The organism is Desulfobulbus elongatus DSM 2908, from assembly GCF_000621145.1.
In the GTDB taxonomy this organism is placed as follows: Bacteria; Desulfobacterota; Desulfobulbia; order Desulfobulbales; family Desulfobulbaceae; genus Desulfobulbus; species Desulfobulbus elongatus.
This window is the reverse complement of record NZ_JHZB01000006.1, coordinates 40,729-60,155: the sequence shown is the minus strand read 5'-3', so window position 1 is coordinate 60,155 and position 19,427 is coordinate 40,729. Positions and strand designations below refer to the sequence as shown.

The window sequence follows — 19,427 nt, the reverse complement described above, 5'->3', positions numbered from 1 at the left end:
TTCCGGTTATTTTTCGCGCCGCGGCCGTGACGGCCGTTGTGCCCTGCGTGCGGACAATTCGGGATTTTCTCCGCCGGATGGATGAAAAGCCTTTCCTTGTCCCCTCTTTTCTTCTATTTTAAAATCTAGTAACTATTCCCATAAGTTTCCGCCTTGTCAGCCCAGGAGCGCCGTCCGTGAAACCGACAGATATCGAGGACCCGGAATATTTCCACAAGGTGATCGACTGCCAGTTCGCCTGCCCCGCCCACACCCCGGTGCCGGAATACATCCGCCTGATCAGCGAGAAACGGTACACCGACGCCTACATGGTCAACTGGGTGTCCAACGTCTTTCCCGGCGTTCTGGGCCGGGTCTGCGACCGGCCCTGCGAACCGGCCTGCCGCCGGGGCCGGGTGGAAAAGGAGCCGGTGGCCATCTGCCGCCTGAAACGGCTCTGCGCCGACAACCGCGACCTCGGCGTCACCGCCCGCTTTCCCGCCATTCCGCACGAGAAAAACGGCAAGCGGATCGCCCTCATCGGCGGCGGCCCGGCCTCGCTGACCGTGGCCCGCGACCTGATGCCGCTGGGCTACAGCATCGATCTGTACGACGAGCAGGACAAGGGCGGCGGCTTCATGCGCAGCCAGTTGCCCTCCTTCCGCCTGCCCGAGGCGGTGCTGGCCACCGAGGTCAACTACATCCTCGACATGGGGGTGACCACTTATTTCAATCACCGGGTGGAGAGCATGCGGGCCATGCTGGCCAAGGGCTACGACGCCCTCTTCGTCGGCACCGGCGCGCCGCGCGGCCGCGATCTGCCCGACCTGCCGGGCCGCCAAGAGGGCGATGCCTGGATTCACGTCGGCCTCAATTGGCTGGCCGGGGTGATCTTCGGCCACGTCACCTCGATCGGCAAGCGGGTGCTGGTGATCGGCGGCGGCAACACCGCCATGGACTGCTGCCGCACCGCCCGCCGCCTGGGCGGCACCGATGTGCGGGTGATGGTGCGCAGCCCGCGGGCCGAGATGAAGGCCTCGCCCTGGGAAATCGAGGATGCCCTGGGCGAGGATATCCCGATTGTCGACAATCACTCCCCCCTCGACTTCGTCATCGAGGATGGCCGACTGGTGGGCATGCGCTTTGAGAAAATGCGCTCCGGGCCGGATGCCGTCGGCCGTCTGCGGACCGAGCCCACCGGCGAGGAGCCGGTGTTCTTCCCCTGCGACGCGGTCCTGCTGGCGGTCGGCCAGATGAACGCCTTTCCCTGGATCGAGGCGGACGCGGGCATCGAGTTCGACAAGTACGGCCTGCCGGTGCTCGATCCGCTCACCCTGCAATCCTCCCTGCCCCAGGTCTTCTTCGGCGGCGACGCCGCCTTCGGCCCGCGCAACATCATCACCGCCGTGGCCCACGGCCATCAGGCGGCCATCTCCATCGACCTCTTCTGCCGGGGCGAGTCGCTCCGCAACCGGCCCGCGCCCCAGGTCAACCTGGCCGGCCAGCAGATGGGCGTGCACGACTGGCTCTACCACAATCAGGTGACGACCACCGAGCGCCAGGCCGTGCCCATGCTCGCCAAGGCCAAGTCGTTGAAGGACCGGCTTCTGGAGGTGGAACTCGGTTTCGACCGGCAGGTCGGCCAGGCCGAAGCGCTGCGCTGCCTCAACTGCGACGTGCAGACCGTGTTCCGGGCCGATCTCTGCATCGAATGCGACGCCTGCGTCGACGTCTGCCCGGAGAGCTGCATCAACTTCATCGACAACGGCCCGGAGGAAGAACTCCGCACCCGGCTCAAGGCGCCGGCCGCCAATCCGGAGCAAAGCCTGTATGTTTCCGTGCCCGTGGCCAGCGGCAAGGTGATGGTCAAGGACGAGAACGTCTGCCTGCACTGCTCGCTCTGCGCCGAGCGGTGCCCGACCTCGGCCTGGGAGATGCAGAAGTTCCTCTACCTTTCAGCGCAGGCGGGACAACCATGAAGCAACTGGAAAGCGTCAACGATTTCGTCGTCCGTTTCGCCACGGTCAACGGCTCCGGCTCAGCCAGCGCCAACAACCTGTTCGCCAAGGCGGTGTTCCGCATGGGCGTGCCGGTCAGCCCGAAGAACATCTTCCCCTCCAACATCCAGGGACTGCCCACCTGGTACGAGGTGCGGGTCAACGAGCGCGGCCATGTCGGCCGGCGGGGCGATGTCGATATGGTGGTGGCGATCAACGGCCAGACCATGCGGCAGGATTACGACGGCCTGGTCCCCGGCGGCTATTTCGTCTACGATTCGTCCCGGCCGCTGCCCGAGGATTTCCGGCGCGACGACGTCACGGCCATCGGCGTCCCCCTGACCACGATCTGCAACGAGGCCTTCGACAACGTCAGGATGCGGCCCCTGCTCAAGAACATCATCTATGTCGGCGCGCTGGCGGCCCTGCTCGACATGGAGTTCGAGGTGCTCGCCGATTCCCTGCGCAAGCAGTTCCGCAAGAATCCCGCCCTGGCCGAGCCCAACATCCGGGCCCTGGAACTGGGGTTCTCCTACGCCCGCGACCATCACGCCGGCGCCTGCAAGCTCACGGTGCGCCGGAGCGACCGGGTGGGCGACGCCGTCATGATGGACGGCAACAGCGCCACCGCCCTGGGGGCGATCTTTGCCGGCGCCACCGTGGTGGGCTGGTATCCGATCACCCCGTCCACCTCGATCATCGAGGCCTTCGGCCGCTTCGCCGAACAGTTCCGGACCGAGGACAACACCGGCCGCCTCAAGGCGGCCATCGTCCAGGCCGAGGACGAACTGGCCGCCATCGGCATCGTCATCGGCGCCTCCTGGAACGGGGCCCGCGCCTTCACCGCCACCTCCGGCCCCGGCATCTCGCTGATGAGCGAATTCCTCGGCCTGGCCTACTTCGCCGAGATCCCGGCGGTGCTCATCGACGTGCAGCGGGCCGGCCCCTCCACCGGCATGCCCACCCGCACCCAGCAGTCCGACCTGCTCACCTGCGCCTATGCCTCCCACGGCGACACCAAGCATCCGCTCCTTTTTCCCTGCGATCCCAGGGAATGCTTCGAGATGACCGCCGATGCCTTCGACCTGGCCGAGCGGCTGCAGACGCCGGTGATCGTGATGAGCGACCTCGACCTGGGCATGAACGACCACTACGGCCCGCCGCTCGCCTGGGACGAAAATCGGCAATACGACCGGGGCAAGGTGCTGAACGCCGCCCAGCTCGACGCCCTCGCCGCCAGATGGGGCCGGTACCGCGACACCGACGGCGACGGCATCTGCTCCCGCACCTATCCCGGCACCCATCCCGACAAGGGCGTCTATTTCACCAGGGGCACCTCGCGGGACGAATACTCAGCCTATTCCGAGGACGGCGACACCTATGTCCGCAACATGGAACGGCTGCGGCTGAAATGGGAGACCGTCAAGCGGCTGCTGCCCCTGGCCCGGATCAAGATGACCAACGCCGAGGCCCGGCTGGGCGTGGTCTTCTACGGCAGCACCACCCCGGCGGCCTACGAGGCCATCGAGCTCCTGCACCGCCGGGGCATCGCGGTCAACAGCATGCGCATCCGCGCCTTCCCCTTCCAGCAGGAGGTGCTCGATTTCGTCCTCGCCCACGAACTGGTGTTCGTCATCGAGCAGAACCGGGACGGCCAGATGCGGACCCTGCTGATCAACGAGGGCAGCCTGCCCGCGGCCAGGCTGGTGCCCATCGCCAGCTACGACGGCCTGCCCGTGGCCAGCCGCTTTCTCACCCGCGCCCTGGAGGAGGCCCTGGCCGAACGCGGCGTCATCCTCCCCAAAACCGCTCCCGACCAAGGAGGCACCCGATGACCTTTTTCCGCCCCGCCTTCCGTCATCCCGAACTGCCGCCCAATGCCGCCGGCTACCTCCGCCAGGACTACGAGGGCGGCATCTCCACCTTATGCGCCGGCTGCGGCCACGATTCCATCTGCAACGCCATCGTCCAGGCCTGCTTCGAGCTGGCCCTGCCGCCGCACCGCATCGTCAAGATGTCCGGCATCGGCTGCTCCTCCAAAAGCCCGGCCTATTTCCTCGGCAAATCGCACGGCTTCAACTCGGTGCACGGCCGCATGCCCTCCATCGCCACCGGCGCCAACATGGCCAACCGCGACCTGATCTACCTGGGCGTTTCCGGCGACGGCGACACCGCCTCCATCGGCATGGGCCAGTTCATCCATGCGGTCCGCCGCAACCTCGACATGCTCTACATCGTGATGAACAACGGCTGCTACGGCCTGACCAAGGGCCAGTACTCGGCCACCGCCGACAAGGGGTCGAAGGGCAAGAAGGGCGGGGTCAACGAGCTGGAGTCCATCGACCTGTGCGAGCTGGCCATCCAGTTGGGGGCCGGTTTCGTGGCCCGCAGCTTTTCCGGCGACAAGCAGCAGCTGGTGCCGCTGATCAAGGCCGGCCTGTCGCACCGGGGCATGTCGTTCATCGACGTGATCTCGCCCTGCGTCACCTTCAACAACAACCCGGAATCGACCAAGAGCTACCACTGGGTTCGCGAGCACAGCGAGGCCACCAACACCTTCGACCTGGTGCCCTTCCGCCGGCCCATCACCGCCGAATACGCCGACGAGACCGTGCAGGAGGTGGTCCTGCACGACAACTCGGTGATCCACCTGCACAAGCACCGCGACGCCCCGGACATCACCGACCGCCGCCAGGCCATCGACAACCTGGAGGACCACAAGGCCCAGGGGGTGATTCTCACCGGCGTGCTCTACGCCAACCCGGATTCGGCCGACACCCACGACATCCTCCACACCTGCGAAAGGCCGCTCAACAGCCTGACCGAGGCCGATCTCTGCCCCGGCAGCCCGGTCCTGGAGGCGATCAACGCCGCCCATCGGTGAGCGCGGCGCGCCCATGCACGAGTACGCCGCCCTGCTGGCGGGCATCGTCTGCGCCGGGGTCGGCGGCGAGCTGTTCGTCCGCGGCACGGTCGGCCTGGCCCATTGGCTGCGGATTTCGCCGGGGATCATCGGCGCGGTGGTGGCCGCCTTCGCCACCTCGAGCCCCGAGCTGTCCGTGGCGATCAACGCCGCCCTGGCGGGCAATCCCCAGATCGCCCTCGGCGACGTCCTGGGCAGCAACATCGTCAATGTGGCCCTGATCCTGGCCCTGGCCCTGGTCATTTCCGGCATCCAAAGTCCGCGCGACAGCATCAGGCGCGACTTTCCCGTTGCCCTGCTGGTCCCTCCCTGCACCGGCCTGCTCGTTCTCGACGGCCAACTTTCCCGCTTTGACGGTCTGCTGCTCTTCGGCCTGTTCCTGGCGTGGCTGGTCCTCGCCATGATCGAGGCGCGCAGGCAGCGCAGCGCCACGGAGGCCGTGCTCGGGGAACACCGGCGGGGACGGATCGTCTGCTCCTGCCTTGGCGGCCTGGCCCTGCTCGTTCTCGCCGGCAACCTGATCGTGGCGGGCGCCGAGGGCATCGCCCTGTCCCTGGGCATGGACTATTTCACGGTCGGCCTCACGGTGGTGGCCATCGGCACATCCACGCCCGAGCTGGCGACGGCGATCATCGCCAAGCTGCGCGGCCACGACGAAGTCGGCCTGGGAACCATCCTGGGCAGCAACATCTTCAACGGCCTGCTGATCGTGCCGGTGGCGGCCATCATCGCCCCCATCGCCGTTGTCGACCGCGGCGGGGTCATGCTGTCCCTGTTCTTCGGCTTCCTGGCCCTGGCACTCACCTATCCGACACGCAGCGGCGCCATCCACCGCAACCGGGGCGTGCTGCTGCTCCTGCTCTACGGCTTCTCCCTGTACACGGTGCTGGCCTTTCGGCCCTGATCGCGTCTATTCCTCTTCCCCAACGAAGAGATTTCCTTTATTTTTATCGGCATCGTCGCCCCAAGCGGCGCACTCCCCCACTTTGAACCTCTTCGCTTCGGAATCGCCCCGCCATGGACACGCCCCTGCACCGCCATTCCCTATCGCCCGCTCCCCGTACGCAACGGCCGTCCCCGCCGTCGTCCCGCTCGTGCAAACCGGGCCGGACCCTGGTGGCGACCTGCGCCATGCTGCTGCTCCTCGGCTGTGCCGGATGCGCGGAGCAGCCGCCGCCGGGCCGGTTGGCGCCGCAAGTCGCCATCAGGCCCGAAGCACGGGTGGCACCGGACCGGACCATGGCCCGCCGTTGCGTCGGCGCCTATCACGCCCGCCAGCTCACCGGCGATTTCGCCGGCTACGCCGGCCTGCACCAGTTCGTCGACCGGATGGTGGAGCAGCACGGTTTCGAGCGGGAATACCTGCTGGGCTTGTTTTCCCAGGCCCGGCGTAAGAACTGGACCCTCGACTACCTCACCAAGTCGGATCAGGAACTGAAAGGTCCCCCGGCCGTCGGCGGCTGGACCCGCTACCGGGCCAAATTCCTCGACGAGCGCCATATCGGCGCCGGTGTCGACTTCGCCCGCCGCCATCAAGGCACCCTGCAGCGCGCCACCCGGCAGTACGGCGTGCCGGCGGAATATATCCTGGGCATCCTGGCGGTGGAGACCACCTTCGGCAGCTATGTCGGCAAGGACCGGGTACTCGACGCCCTGACCACGCTGGGCTTCGATTATGCCCGGCGCGGCGACTATTTTCGCGGCGAACTGGAGAACTTCCTGGTGATGGCCAGGGACGAGGGCATCGACCCGGCCCGGCCGCTGGGCTCCTATGCCGGGGCCATGGGGCTGGGGCAGTTCATGCCCGGCAGCTTTCTGCGCTGGGCCGTGGATTTCAACGGCGACGGCCGCCGGGACCTGTGGGACGCGGAAGACGCCATCGGCAGCGTGGCCAACTACTTTGCCCAGCACGGCTGGCGGGCCGGCCATCCGATCGTCACGCCCCTCCAGGCCAACGGCCGGGTCGGTCTGGAACCGGGGCTCTCGCCCCAATACAGCCTCGCCGACCTCCGCCATGCCGGGTTGCAGCCGGCGCGGCCGTGCAGCGACGACGGCCCCCTGCGGCTGCTGCTCCTCCGCCATGCCGGCTACGATCAGTACCTGATCGGGCATCCCAACTTCTACACCATCACCCGCTACAACAACAGCACCTACTACGCCATGGCGGTGCATGAACTGGCCCAGACGTTCAGGCGGAGACTCTAGGCCGGGACGCGGCGGCCGGTCGCACGGAACTACGCACAGCCAAGCGACGATACCCGTCATTCCGTCTGGCCGCTCGCCTGGCGAGGCCGGCATCAGGGGGGCGCCCAGATACGGCCCAACCGCGGCGGTCCCGCTGCTCCGCTATGGCTGCACGAATGCCGGTCTCGAATGTGCCCTCAAATCGGGAATCCGCTTCAACTTTCCGATCTTATGAAGAAAAGCAGCGGTGGTATTCAAGCTGTCGATGGTTTGGTCATCCAGTCGAACCCGCCATTCCATCTTGCGGAACATGTCGGCCTCCAGGGCGGCCGGCGCCCCCGTGACCGCAGCCGTTGCGGCTCCGGCGGCGTCCGGCTCGGCATTGATCCAGTCGACGGCCTTGCGCGTTCCGGCCACAACGACCCGGATGGCGTCGGGATGGGCGTCGGCGAAGGCCCTGGTTGCCACCAGGAGCAGTGGATAATCGTTGCCCAGGCCCGAAAGGGTGGCGACCTCGTGTGCACCGGGGGCCTTTTGCAGGGCAAGGGTCGGTGTCGGTTCGGATGCGGCGAGGGCGTCGATGGAGCCGCTGAGCAGCCCTTCGATGAGATCCTTTTGCGGCATGTTGACCAGTGTCACCGCCGCCGGCTCGACGCCATTGCGCTCCAGGTAGAGGTACACCGCTCCATGGGTGCTGGAACCGAACTGGACGCCGAGGCGCTTGCCGGCGAGGTCGGTGGCCTGGACGATGCCTGCCTTCCCGGCGGCGATGATCGAATGCATCTTTTCGCCGCCCCCGTAGGCCGCTATGAGCACGCAGTCCCGATTGCCGGCCAGGGCGATCAGGGCCGGGACATCCCCCATGACCGCCACGTCGGCGCTGTCGCTGACCAAAGCCTCGGCCCCGGCGATGCCGGCGCTCATCCCCAGGGGAACGTCCTGCACGGTCACCCCGGTGGCCTCGAACCAGCCGTTGCGCGAGGCCAAAAATTGTGGCGCATAATAGCCCTTGGCCGTATAGGCGAGCCGGCAGACAGTTTTTTCATCCTGTTGTGGTGGAGCGTTTTCGCACCCTGCGAGGAACAGGAGGAGCAAGGCGGGCAGCATCTGCAGCATGACGATGCGTGTTCTTTGCCGCTCACGCATAATATCTCTCCTCCTGTCTTTGTCTTTGACCGGCTTGCGTCTCGCCGTTGAACGTGTCCAGAGAGCCGCCCATCCTGGCCCTCAATTCCTCCGTTTGTTCCGCGAGCCGTGCATCCAGGCGGTTTCTCGGCCGTGGCAGCCCGATGCGCTCAATGGCGCGCAGTCCCGACGGCGGCCGGTCGAGGACGACGACCCGGTCCGCCAGGTACACGGCTTCCGTCAGGATGTGCGTGACGAAGAGCACGGTCCAGCCGAACTGTCGCCAAAGCCCGGTCAGCTCGTCCTGCAGCCGGGAACGCATGACGGCGTCGAGGGAGGCGAAGGGTTCGTCCAGCAGCAGGATGTCGGGACGAAGGACAAGCGCGCGGGCCAGGGCCACGCGCTGCCGCATGCCACCGGACAGCGCCGCCGGATAGGCATGGGCGAAGTCCTGCAGGCCGACCTGGCAGAGCGCTTCCCGGGCGCGTTCCCTGGCCCGCCGGCGTCGCATTCCCTGGCGGCGCAGCCCATAGGCGACGTTGTCCAGGGCGGTGTACCAGGGAAAAACGGCGTGATCCTGGAAGACCACGACCCGGTCGGGTCCGGGCGCGCGGACCGGTTTCCCCTTGACGGTCACCGTGCCGGAGGTGGGCTGCGTGAAGCCGGCAACGAGGTCGACAAGGGTCGATTTTCCGCTGCCGCTGGCCCCGACGATGGCCACGAATTCCCCGGCGTTCAGGATCAAATCCAGCCCATCGAGGGCGACGACGGCCTCTTGCCGCCCCTGTTCGGGGAACACCTTGCGCACCTGCCTGAGTTCGAGGATGGGGTCATTGGTCATGGCTCATCCCCCAGTGTTCCACGGTCCGCCGTTCGAGCGGCAACAGCAGCACTCGTTCCATCCCCAAACCAAGCGCGGCGATGATGGCGATGCAGGCAAAAGCCGACGCGTAATCCATGGTCCAGCGCGACTGGATGATGGCATAGCCGAGACCGTCGCCGGAGCCGACGATCATCTCCGCCGCCACCAGGACCCGCCAGGCGGCGCCAAGCGCGATGCGCAGTCCGCTGAGCAGATGCGGCAGCGCGCCGGGCAGGAAGACCGTGGCGAGGAGCGCGCAGGGGCCGGCTCCACACATGCGGCCGGCACGCACATAATGCGAGTCCACGCTCCGCACCCCCATGACTCCCGCAATGGCCAGTGCCGGGAAGGTGGTGAGCGCGATGATCGCCACGGTCGCCGTCTGATTGAGCCCGAACAGCAGGATGGCCACCGGAATCCAGGCCAACCCCGGAATGACCTGCAACACTTCGACGGTCGGCATGGTCACTCGGCGAACCGGAACCCACCCGCCGGCGAGGAGCGCGTAGGCGAGCCCGGTTGCCAGGCCGATGCCGAAGCCCTCGGCCCACCGCGCCAGACTGACCAGGGTATGATGGTAAATGGTGTACTCCAGGAAGACGGTGCCGTGAGCCATTTCCCACACAACCGTCACGCATTCCCAGGGCGTCGGGAAAGGAACGCCGCGTGCGGCGGTGACGGTCCAGGCCACCGCCTGCCACAGGCCGATGCCGAAAATCCATGCGCCCAGGGAATATCCTATCAGCCGGCTCCTGTTTTCCTTCTTCCCTGCCGGACTCAATGCGATTCCCTGGCGGGGCGGACAGCGAACCCCGCCGCCTGGAGCGTGGCCCGTGCCGTGGGCAGGTCGAATCCGCGCCAGGGACCGGTGCTCGACTTGGTGTCGCGGGGATTGGCGGCCTGTTCGACGATGATGGTATTGCTGCCGCAGCGAAGGACACTGGGCGTGGGGGGGTGCACGCACAGGTGCACTCCTCCGTCCGGGTATTCCAGCCGGGCCACGGCCGCGACCCGCCGCAGATAGGCTTCCGACACCTGGCCCAGATGCGCCAGCGGGGTGCCCATGACGGAGACCCGGGCCATGACGCCGGTTCCGGAAGCGCCGATGGACCTGGCGCGCCGCGCCTCGGTCAGGATTTCCGCGGGCGAATGCTCCGGCCCCAGCGGTTCGATGAGATACTGCACTTCCAGGCCGCCGGCCAGGGCGGTTTCAATGGTGCGCAGACGCATCTCCACGGTATGGCCGGTGTCGATGCCTTCGCGCAGGCGCACGACGTGATAGACCATGGAGAAACCGGCATCCTTGAGCGCCCTGACCGTATCGGCATCCATTTCGCCGGTATTGACGACCAGGTGCATGTCGTCGCCGATCCGGTCCCGGACGCGTCTCCCCAGCATGAGCAACCGGTTCAGGTCGTAGAATTGCGTCGTGCGCAAAACGACAAAGTCGGACCCGCCGTCCGCCAACGCACCCGCCCTGGCGACAATCGCCTCGGCAGAAAGCGGCGGGGAGTCCTGATAGGCGTCCCACTTGGTGGCATGGCTGCAAAAGGAACAGCCCATCCCGCAGGGGGTGCTGTCGATGCCGATGGCTGTCCAGATATAGCCCCGGCTGCCGGAAAGTTCGCGCGTCATGGCATCGGCGCGGGCCAGGAGAGGGTTGATCCGCTTGTCGCTGATGCGCGTATCAAGAAGCGCTTCGGATTCGTTCTCGGGTACCCTGTCGGCACCCATGGGGGCATCGTGCATACAAACTCCTTCTTTTCCGCTTGATACGCCCACCTGCCCGGAACCCTACCGGCAACACGACGTCGATGCGTCCCCGGCCATGGGCAAGGCGCCCCGGTGCAGGAGGCCCTGCGCCTGATCAAAAAAGGCCTCGATCAGCTGCGCCTGCATGTTCAAGGTTTTAAGCCAGCGCTGCAGGCAGGCCTTGCCATCTTCGGTCAAGACATACCGTCGCTTAGCCGGCCCGCTCGACTCCGTATCCCATTGCGAAACCAGCATGCCGCGCTTTTCCAGCATATTCAGATGCCGGTAGAGACCGGTCATGTTGATATGCATCCCTGCCGCCTCGATGTGCGCGCGGATGATGCGGGTCAGCTCGTACCCGTGCAGGGCGGGTTGCCGGTACAGGGTCAGCAGCACCCAGGGCGCCGCCAGGTTGCTCATGTTTTTGCCGCTGCAGGGGCAATTATCGAGAGAATCAGCCATAACAGATACCCGACCTTGTTTTGTATTCGACATTGTATAATAAAAAATCAAGACAGGTGTCAATCTCCTTTCCCTGTCCGCCAGGAGGTCCGCCGGAAAAAATCACATTTTTTTACGGAAATATGGGACGATACCCAAGGAACCCCGGAGGCTATCCCTTTTTTCTCCGGACTGTGCTGTGCAAAGCAGCAAGGGGCGAGGCCTCCCGCGGGCGCAAGAGGAGATTCCACTGGTCGCCGCTTGGCATCAAGAACAGCACGTCTCCTCCCCGCGCTGCCCGCCCTTCTTCTTGCGGTGCGCAATCAGCAAGCGCCCATAAACCAGGCCCACAATGCCGGCCATGACCGTGCCAAGCAGGATGCCCACCTTGGATGCGTTCAGCAATTCCTGGTCGGTAAAGGCCAGGTTGGCAATAAACATCGACATGGTGAAGCCGATACCCGCCAACAACCCCACCAGCACACCCCAACTCCAGGTCATGCCCGCAGGCAGGCTGCACCAGCCCATCCGCACCGAGAGCCAGCTCAGCGCAAAGACACCAATGGGTTTGCCAAAGACCAGACCAAGGCTTACGCCGAGAAAAACCGTCACCGGACCGCCTCCGCTCAGGTGCACATCGCCGAAGCTGACCCCGGCATTGGCAAAGGCGAACAGGGGCATGACCATAAAAGCGACCCAGGGATGCAGAATCATTTGGATGCGGACCACCGGCGGCAGAAGTTCCCGCTGGGCATAGCGCAGACGCTTGACCGGGCGCATCAAGACGGCCAGATCATGGGAGCCGTTTTTTTTCTCGACATAGTCAATGATCGCCTCTGAGGCCAGCTCCGGGGGAGGGGCCGATTTTCTGACTTGTCGCGTCGGCGTGATCAGACCAAGGACAACGCCCGCCAGGGTCGGGTGGGCGCCGGTCTTCAGCAGTCCGTACCAGAGCAGGACACCGGGCAGAATATAGGCCCAGGCCGAGCCCACCCCGATCCACTGCAGAAAAAACACCGCCAGAATGCCGCCGCCGGCGATGAAAAAGCCCGAGACATCCAAGCCGCCCGAGTAAAACAAGGCAATGATCAGGACCGCGACAATATCATCAATAATGGCCAGGGTCAGCAGGAAGATCCGCGCCGAAGACGGCACCGCCTTGCCCAGGAGCGTGAGGATGCCCACGGCAAAGGCGATGTCCGTGGCGGTCGGCACGGCCCAGCCATGCCGCACCGTGGCATCCGTGTTCAATGCGAGATACATCAGGGCCGGCAGGATCACACCACCGGCGGCGCCGACGAAGGGCAGGGAGGCTGACCTGACATCCGCCAAGGCGCCGTCATGCATCTCCTTGCGGATCTCCATGCCAACGACCAGGAAGAAAATCGTCATCAGAACGTCGTTGATCCAGAAGTGCAGGGAGTGTGAGAAGACGTAGTCCCCCAGTCCGATGGTCAGGGGCAGATGCCAGAACTGCTCAAAATCAGCGGCAAGGGGTGAATTTGCCAGGGCCAGGGCAGCGATGGTGGTCACCAGCAGCACAATGCCGCTCATGGCTTCGACATGGATGAATCGCTCAAAAGCCAGAAAGGCCTTATCGGCAAGGCGTTGGACAGGGGGCAAAAAAGTCTTGGCAGGGGTGACTTTCATGGAAGTGTTTGTGCAGTTGCAAAAATTGATATCAGCGCCCAGACAGCAAAAAAGGACGGCCGCATGCGTATTGTGGCGCAGGAGCGGACGCCGCGCCGCATCAGGTGGCGCCGGGCGTTCGTCCTTGCCGTTTTTTGAACTGTTTTTTCCTGAATCGATGCATAGAGGCACACTGCGGACGGTGGCGAGGGGCCAACGACGGGGTCGCGGCGCAACCGGAAAGGCATCCGCTCCGAGCTGCGCATGATGCGCGGAAAGAAGCCGGGGCGGTGGTCAGCCGCCCGCCCGTTTGACGGTGTAGCCGAGCCCTTGCAACGTGGTTATCAGCAGGTCGCGGTGGTCGCCCTGGATCTCGATGGCGCCATCCTTGACGGCGCCGCCGGCGCCGCACTGCTTTTTCAGGCGACCGGCCAGTTCGCGGAGCTGCTCCGGGTTCAGGGCAAGGCCGGTGATCACCGTGACGCCGCTGCCCTTGCGTCCCTTGGTCGCCCGCCCCACCCGGACGATACCGTCGCCCCTGGGGGCGGCCGCCTTCGTCTTGCAGGAACACGAGGCCATCGGTTGGCCGCATCCGGGGCAGAGCCTGCCCTGCCCGGTGGAATAGACCGGGACGGCGGATCGTGCGGTTTTGGTTACCATCTTCCCTGCCCCCTTTCAATCGAAACCGGACCGGCCATATCGTTTTCCAACTTCCAACCAAGTGTTTTACCGGCAAGAAACGGACAAACCCTTGCATAGTGCTCCGGCACTCGCCAGGGAAGCCGCGCCAGCCGCACCCCCTTCGCCGGCAGCTCGATCCGGTACAGGCGGCGGGCATTGGCCGAGACAAAGGCCGGCAGATGCTCCAGGCATCCGGCCTGCTCGAACAGCTCCACCAGGGCCGGCAGGGCCACCGGGGCGGAGAAGACCCCGGCGGCGCAGCCGAGGCATTCTTTTTTATGGCGGGGATGGGGGGCGGAATCGGAACCGAACAGCAGGCGGGGATGGCCGCCCAGCACGGCCTGCCGCAGGGCGGCGCGGTCGCGCGGCGTCTTGGCGATGGGCTTGCAGAACAGATCCGGCCGCAACAGGCTGCCGGCCACGTCGTCCAGGGTGATCAGCAGGTGGTGCAGGGTGACCGTGGCCGCCACCGTCTCGAAGCGGTCGAGGAATTCGATTGCCGCGGCGGTGGTGATGTGTTCCATCACCAGGCGCAGCCGGGGAAAGGTTTCGGCCAGCCACCGGTACACCGCCAGGAACTCCTCTTCCCGGTCCATGACGAAACCGGTGGTTTCGCCGTGCACCAGCAACGGGATGTCCAACTCCTCCAGCAGGGCCACGGTGGGGCCGATCCGGTCGAAATCGCGCACGCCGGCCTCGCTCTGGGTGGTGATCCCGGCCGGATAGAGCTTGACGCCGATGATCTCCTCTTTGGCTGCGACCAGTTCCTCGCGGCTGTAGTCGCGGAAGAACAGGGTCATATAGGGGACAAAGGGCTCGGCGCCGCAGGCCGCAGCAATGGCGGCCCGGTAGGCGCGGACCCGCTCCAGGCTGTCCACCGGCTGCACCAGGTTGGGCATGACCACCCCGCCGGCGAACTGGGCGGCGCTGAACGGGGCAACCAGGCGGAGCATGTCGCCCTCGCGCAGGTGGAGGTGCATGTCGAGCGGGGTGTCGAGGGTCAGTTCCATGATCGCGCTCCGTTACGTGCGTTTTCGCGGCCTGGCCGGCAGCAGGTCGGTGCTCGAACCGCAGGCGGCCTCGGCGGCGCCGGCAAAGGTTTCGGCCAGGGTGGGATGGGCGTGCACGGTCCGGGCGATGGTCTCGGCCGTGGCGCCGGTCTCCAGGGCGAGCGTTGCCTCGTGGATCAGCTCGCCGGCGTTGCTCCCGCAGATGCCGGCCCCGAGCAGGCGGCCGCTGGCGGCGTCGAACAGGGCCTTGCTCACTCCGATGCCGGCCCCGGCGGTGAGCGCCCGGCCGCTGGCGCCCCAAGGAAACTTGCCTTTGACGCAGGCCAGGCCCCGCTGTTCCGCCTCCCGCTCGGTCAGCCCCACCCAGGCGACCTCCGGGCTGGTGTAGGCCACCGAGGGGATGGCCGCGGGCGCAAAGACCGAGGACCGGCCGGCAATCGCCTCGGCGGCCACCTTGCCCTGGTGCACGGCCTTGTGGGCCAGCATCGGCTCGCCGGTGACGTCGCCGATGGAGAAGATGTGGGGTACTGCCGTGCGCAGTTGCCCATCGACCGCAAGAAAGCCGCGCCCGTCGGCCGCCAGGCCCAGCGCTTCCAGGCCGAGGCCGCCGGTGTTGGGCCGGCGGCCCACCGCCACCAGCACGGCGTCGAACACCTCGGTGGCCTCGGTCGCGCCGGTCAGCCCTACCTCGATGCCCTCGGCCAGGGCCGTCATCGCCGCCACCCTGGTCCCGGTCCGGATCTGGTATCTGTTTTTGACGTGCAGGAAAAGCGGCTGCACCACGTCGCGGTCGGCGGCCGGGATGATCTGCGGCTCGCTTTCGACGATGGTGATGGCGGCGCCCAGGGCGTGGTAGACTTGGGCCATCTCCAGGCCGATGATGCCGCCGCCCACGATCAGCAGCCGCGGCGGCACCAAAGGCAGGGCCAGGGCCTCGGTGGAGTCCCAGATGCGGGGATCGCGCGGCGCAGCGGTCAGAGGAGCCGGCCGCGAGCCGGTGGCGATCACCGCCTGGTTGAACCGGACCCTGGTCGTCCCCGCCGGACCGTCGACCACCAGGGTCCGGCCGTCGGCAAAACGGCCGCGGCCGGTGAGCCGGGTGATCTTGCGGGCCTTGGCCAGGCCGTCCAGGCCGCCGGCCAGTTGTCCCACGATCTTGGCCTTGTGGGCCCGCAGGGCCTCGATGTCGATGGCGAGCCCGTCGAACCGCAGGCCGAAGGCGGCCGCGGCCCGCGCCTCCTCGATGGCCGCAACCGCATGGAGCAGGGTTTTCGACGGGATGCAGCCCACATTGAGGCAGACCCCGCCCAGCCGGCCGCCCTGTTCGATCAGGCAGACATCGAGCCCCAGGTCGGCGGCGCGGAAGGCCGCCGTATAGCCGCCCGGCCCGCCGCCGAGGATGGCGACGCCGGTTTCGATTGCATGTTCCATGGACAACTCTCGCTTCGGAAAATCAGGAGGACAAGCCGGCAAAACAGTGCGTTGCAGGCCTCAAAACAGGTGTTCGGCCAGTTCGGCCACGGTGCGCACCGGCACGAGCCGCAGGACTTCTTTCTTCTTGCCCCGCAACTGGCGGGCCGAGGATTCGGGCATGAAAAAGGTGGTGAAGCCCAGGCGACCGGCCTCGCGCAACCGCATCTCCATCTGGCCCACGGCCCGGACCTCACCGGCCAGGCCGACCTCGCCGCAGACCACCGTGGCCGGATCGATGGGTTTTTCGAAAAAACTGGACAGCAGCGCCGCCACCACCCCCAGGTCGAGGGCCGGCTCGATGATCCTGATGCCGCCGGCGACGTTGAGGAAGATGTCGTGGTCGAACAGGGTCACCCCCAGCTTCTTCTCCAGCACCGCGGTGAGCAGGGCCAGCCGCTGGGGATCGGCGCCGATGGCGGTCCGCCGGGCCGTGCCCAGGCTGGAGCGGCTGACCAGGGCCTGGACCTCGACCAGGATCGGCCGGGTGCCCTCGACGCTGGGCAGGACCACCGAGCCCGGCACATTGACCGGCCGCTCGGCCAGGAAAAGCGCCGAGGGGTTGTCGACCCCGGCCAGCCCGCTCTCCTGCATCTCGAACACGCCGATTTCGTTGGTGGAGCCGAAACGGTTCTTCACCGTGCGCAGGATGCGGAACACCTGGCCGCGGTCGCCCTCGAAGTAGAGCACGGTATCGACCATGTGCTCCAGGACCCGCGGGCCGGCGATGGCGCCGTCCTTGGTGACGTGGCCGACCAGCAGGACCGGCAGGTGGCTCGACTTGGCCAGGGCCAGCAGCCGCGCCGTGGCCTCGCGCACCTGGGTGACCGAACCCGGCGCCGAGCCGACCTCCTCGCTGTACACGGTCTGGATCGAATCCACTGCCAGCAGGGCCGGCCGCATGGTGGCGGCCAGGTCGATCATGGCCTCGACGCAGTTCTCGGTCGAGAGGAAGATGGCCTCGTCCTTGATGCTGAGCCGGTTGGCGCGCATGCGGATCTGGCGCATGGACTCCTCGCCGGTGACGTAGAGCACCTGCAGCCCCTTGGCCGCCAGCGAGGCGAGCAGTTGTAGGATCAGGGTGGACTTGCCGATTCCCGGATCGCCGCCGATCAGCACCAGGGAACCGGGCACGATGCCTCCGCCGAGCACCCGGTCCATCTCGGCGATGCCGGTCACCAGGCGGAGGCACTCCTCCTCGCCGGCCGTGGCCAGGGGCTGGGCCGTGGCCGGCGTCCGGCCCGGCCGCGCCGCAGTCGACCGGCGCTGTTCGGTCAGGCTGTCCCAGGCGCCGCAGTCGGGACAGCGGCCGAGCCACTTGCGGCTGGCAAAACCGCACTGGCCGCAGACAAAAAGCGGGGCCGCGTCTTTTTTCGGTGGCTGCATGGGCGATCCTGGGTCAAAAAGTTCGAAGAAACGGCTGCGGAGGACGGCCGGGCCGCGTCTTTTCCCGTGGCATTCCGGCGCTGAACTCGTATGATAGCTTATACAATGCGCCATGGCCGAACGCAACCTGTTCGCCAACGGCCGCCGCCCACCTTCACCGACTGGAGCATCCCATGTATTACGTCGCCACCAAAATCTGCCGCACCAGCGAAATCGGCCTCAACGGCAACCTCTTCGGCGGCACCATGCTGTCCTGGCTGGACGAGGCCGGGGCGGCCTTTGCCGGCTATCTCTGCCGCGCCCCGGCCATGGTCACCCTGAAAATGGAGGAGGTTTTGTTTCGGCGGCCGGTCAAGATCAGCCACCACGTGCGCATCTACGCCAGCGTGCAGAGGGTCGGCACCACCTCCATGACCATCGACGTCGAGGCGCGGCGGTTCGATTTCGACCAGGATCTGGAGGAACTGGTCTGCTCGACCCGGATGGTCTACGTCAAGATCGATGCCGAGGGCAATCCGGCGCCCATCGACAGCCGGCTGCGCGATTCCCTGGACCAGTCCCTGGCGGAATTCGCCCGGCACTGACCGGCCCGTGGCGAGGCCGGCGTCCTGCTCGCCATTTTGTTTGCCGCGACGTGCGCGCGGTGGTATGAACTGCTCCAGATCGGGCCGACCGCAACCGACCGGATTGAGGCGATTCGTCGGTCCGATCTCAACGAAAAGACAGGGGGAAGCACGAAAGGCCGCCCGTTCGGGCCGCCGGGATGAATACGACCGGTCCGGGCGCGGAGGGCGGCTCCATTGCCGGTCGCTTGCGCGGCGGCAGGGCATAGATCATACCGTCTCTGACTGAACAGACATCTCCCCGCAGTCGCGGCGTGCAACCGGGGCGCGGTACGGCCGGACCCGCGCGGGAGAGGAGGAACATCGATGGACATGAAAACCGTCCGGGAAAACGCCCGGCACAAACTGAAAGGCTTCTGCCGGGTCTGCCCGGTCTGCGACGGCCGGGCCTGCGCCGGCGAGGTGCCCGGCATGGGCGGCCTGGGCACCGCCTCGTCGTTTAAGGCCAATGTCGAGGCCCTGGCGCGGGTGCGCCTGCAGATGCGGACCATCCACCCGGTGAAGGAGCCCACGCTTTCCCTCGCCCTGTGGGGCACAACCCTGGCCATGCCCATTCTGGTGGCGCCGATGACCGGTTCCACCTACAATATGGGCGGCGCCATGACCGAGGAGGCGTTCGTGGCCGAACTCGCGGCCGGCGCCCTCCAGGCCGGCACCATCGCCATGACCGGCGACGGCGCCGACCCGACCATGTACGGCAGCGGGCTGGCGGCCGGCAAGGCGCACCCGGCGAGCACCATCGCCATCATCAAGCCGCGGGCCCAGGAGGTGGTTGTGCAATACCTCCGCGAGGCGGAAGAGGCCGGCGTGCTGGCCACGGGCATGGATGTCGACGGCGCCGGCCTGGTGACCATGGCCATGAAGGGCCAGCCGGTGGGCCCCAAGACCTTCGAGGAGCTGCAGGAAGTGATCGGCGCCACCAAACTGCCCTTCATCGTCAAGGGGATCATGACCGTTGACGAGGCCGAGGCGGCGGTGCGGGCCGGAGCGGCGGCGATCGTGGTTTCCAACCACGGCGGCCGGGTGCTCGATTTCGCCCCCGGCGCGGCCGAGGTCCTGGCCGAAATCGCCGACCGGGTCAAGGGCAGGACGATCATCTTCGCCGACGGTGGCGTGCGCAGCGGCGCCGACGTGCTCAAGCTGCTGGCCCTGGGCGCGGACGCCGTGCTCGTCGGCCGGCCGCTGGTCGTGGCCGCCTTCGGCGGCGGCCGGGAGGGCGTGGCCCTGATGCTCAACCAGTTCAAAAACGAACTGCTCCAGGCCATGCTGCTCACCGGCACGGCGGATGTGAGCCAGGTGTCGCGCGCCATCCTCTTTCGCTGAATTTTCCCGCCGTCCCGCGCCCCGTCGCGCGGGCGGCGGCCC

The 19,427-nt window shown here is 66.6% G+C and carries 18 protein-coding genes; 8 read left to right on the top strand and 10 right to left on the bottom strand.

What is annotated here, in order from left to right; genetic code table 11:
* Positions 1–176: 176 nt before the first annotated feature.
* From Q362_RS0104865 to mltB, 5 genes are all read left to right on the top strand, one after another.
* On the top strand, positions 177–1,958 hold the full coding sequence (locus Q362_RS0104865; protein WP_028317770.1) for an FAD-dependent oxidoreductase: 1,782 nt from the start codon (positions 177–179) through the stop codon (positions 1,956–1,958).
* Positions 1,955–3,811 carry a 2-oxoacid:acceptor oxidoreductase subunit alpha gene (locus tag Q362_RS0104860; protein WP_028317769.1) on the top strand — a complete coding sequence of 619 codons (1,857 nt, stop codon included), beginning with the start codon at positions 1,955–1,957 and terminating at the stop codon, positions 3,809–3,811. The genes Q362_RS0104865 and Q362_RS0104860 overlap by 4 nt, the downstream gene beginning before the upstream one ends.
* Positions 3,808–4,860, top strand: a complete 1,053-nt coding sequence (locus Q362_RS0104855) for a 2-oxoacid:ferredoxin oxidoreductase subunit beta (RefSeq protein WP_028317768.1) — start codon at positions 3,808–3,810, stop codon at positions 4,858–4,860. Before Q362_RS0104860 ends, Q362_RS0104855 begins: the two co-directional genes overlap by 4 nt.
* 13 nt (positions 4,861–4,873) lie before the next feature.
* A complete protein-coding gene (locus Q362_RS0104850; protein ID WP_028317767.1) occupies positions 4,874–5,803 on the top strand; it encodes a calcium/sodium antiporter in 930 nt (309 codons plus the stop codon).
* A 113-nt stretch (positions 5,804–5,916) separates the two neighbouring features.
* Complete coding sequence (mltB, locus tag Q362_RS0104845; protein WP_211248446.1) at positions 5,917–7,104, top strand: lytic murein transglycosylase B; 1,188 nt, start codon at positions 5,917–5,919, stop codon at positions 7,102–7,104.
* Positions 7,105–7,245: 141 nt separating this feature from the next.
* On the opposite strand, the gene Q362_RS22040 is transcribed toward mltB, so the two are convergent.
* From Q362_RS22040 to nhaA, 6 genes are all read right to left on the bottom strand, one after another.
* The gene (locus Q362_RS22040; RefSeq protein ID WP_084312296.1) at positions 7,246–8,229 is read right to left on the bottom strand and encodes an ABC transporter substrate-binding protein; all 984 of its coding nucleotides are present in this window, start codon (positions 8,227–8,229) and stop codon (positions 7,246–7,248) included.
* The gene (locus tag Q362_RS0104835) at positions 8,222–9,049 is read right to left on the bottom strand and encodes an ABC transporter ATP-binding protein (RefSeq protein ID WP_028317764.1); all 828 of its coding nucleotides are present in this window, start codon (positions 9,047–9,049) and stop codon (positions 8,222–8,224) included. Before Q362_RS0104835 ends, Q362_RS22040 begins: the two co-directional genes overlap by 8 nt.
* Positions 9,039–9,851 carry an ABC transporter permease gene (locus Q362_RS0104830; protein WP_035215652.1) on the bottom strand — a complete coding sequence of 271 codons (813 nt, stop codon included), beginning with the start codon at positions 9,849–9,851 and terminating at the stop codon, positions 9,039–9,041. The genes Q362_RS0104835 and Q362_RS0104830 overlap by 11 nt, the downstream gene beginning before the upstream one ends.
* On the bottom strand, positions 9,848–10,819 hold the full coding sequence (locus tag Q362_RS0104825; protein WP_028317762.1) for a radical SAM protein: 972 nt from the start codon (positions 10,817–10,819) through the stop codon (positions 9,848–9,850). Before Q362_RS0104825 ends, Q362_RS0104830 begins: the two co-directional genes overlap by 4 nt.
* Positions 10,820–10,864: 45 nt before the next feature.
* Positions 10,865–11,284 carry a PadR family transcriptional regulator gene (locus Q362_RS19180; protein ID WP_169737362.1) on the bottom strand — a complete coding sequence of 140 codons (420 nt, stop codon included), beginning with the start codon at positions 11,282–11,284 and terminating at the stop codon, positions 10,865–10,867.
* 246 nt (positions 11,285–11,530) lie between these two features.
* Positions 11,531–12,913: a Na+/H+ antiporter NhaA gene (nhaA, locus tag Q362_RS0104815; protein WP_028317761.1), complete on the bottom strand. Its 1,383-nt coding sequence runs from the start codon at positions 12,911–12,913 to the stop codon at positions 11,531–11,533.
* Here nhaA and Q362_RS24005 point away from each other — a divergent pair.
* Positions 12,827–13,051: a hypothetical protein gene (locus Q362_RS24005; RefSeq protein WP_169737361.1), complete on the top strand. Its 225-nt coding sequence runs from the start codon at positions 12,827–12,829 to the stop codon at positions 13,049–13,051. The genes nhaA and Q362_RS24005 overlap by 87 nt on opposite strands.
* A 135-nt stretch (positions 13,052–13,186) precedes the next feature.
* Here the strand turns inward: Q362_RS24005 and Q362_RS0104810 are convergent, their stop codons facing one another.
* From Q362_RS0104810 to radA, 4 genes are read right to left on the bottom strand one after another with little or no spacing between them, the layout of a single operon-like run.
* Positions 13,187–13,552, bottom strand: coding sequence for a translation initiation factor Sui1 (locus Q362_RS0104810; RefSeq protein ID WP_028317760.1), 366 nt, complete (start codon positions 13,550–13,552; stop codon positions 13,187–13,189).
* A complete protein-coding gene (pyrC, locus tag Q362_RS19175; protein ID WP_051553681.1) occupies positions 13,546–14,583 on the bottom strand; it encodes a dihydroorotase in 1,038 nt (345 codons plus the stop codon). Before pyrC ends, Q362_RS0104810 begins: the two co-directional genes overlap by 7 nt.
* A 12-nt stretch (positions 14,584–14,595) precedes the next feature.
* Positions 14,596–16,014, bottom strand: a complete 1,419-nt coding sequence (gene lpdA, locus Q362_RS0104800) for a dihydrolipoyl dehydrogenase (protein WP_028317759.1) — start codon at positions 16,012–16,014, stop codon at positions 14,596–14,598.
* A gap of 60 nt (positions 16,015–16,074) precedes the next feature.
* The gene (radA, locus tag Q362_RS0104795; protein ID WP_028317758.1) at positions 16,075–17,439 is read right to left on the bottom strand and encodes a DNA repair protein RadA; all 1,365 of its coding nucleotides are present in this window, start codon (positions 17,437–17,439) and stop codon (positions 16,075–16,077) included.
* Between the two features lie 173 nt (positions 17,440–17,612).
* On the opposite strand from radA, the gene Q362_RS19170 reads away from it, so the two are divergent.
* On the top strand, positions 17,613–18,023 hold the full coding sequence (locus Q362_RS19170; RefSeq protein WP_051553679.1) for an acyl-CoA thioesterase: 411 nt from the start codon (positions 17,613–17,615) through the stop codon (positions 18,021–18,023).
* A 345-nt stretch (positions 18,024–18,368) separates the two neighbouring features.
* Entirely contained in the window at positions 18,369–19,385 is a 1,017-nt protein-coding gene (locus tag Q362_RS0104785; RefSeq protein ID WP_028317757.1) for an alpha-hydroxy-acid oxidizing protein, read from the top strand.
* Positions 19,386–19,427: the final 42 nt, after the last annotated feature.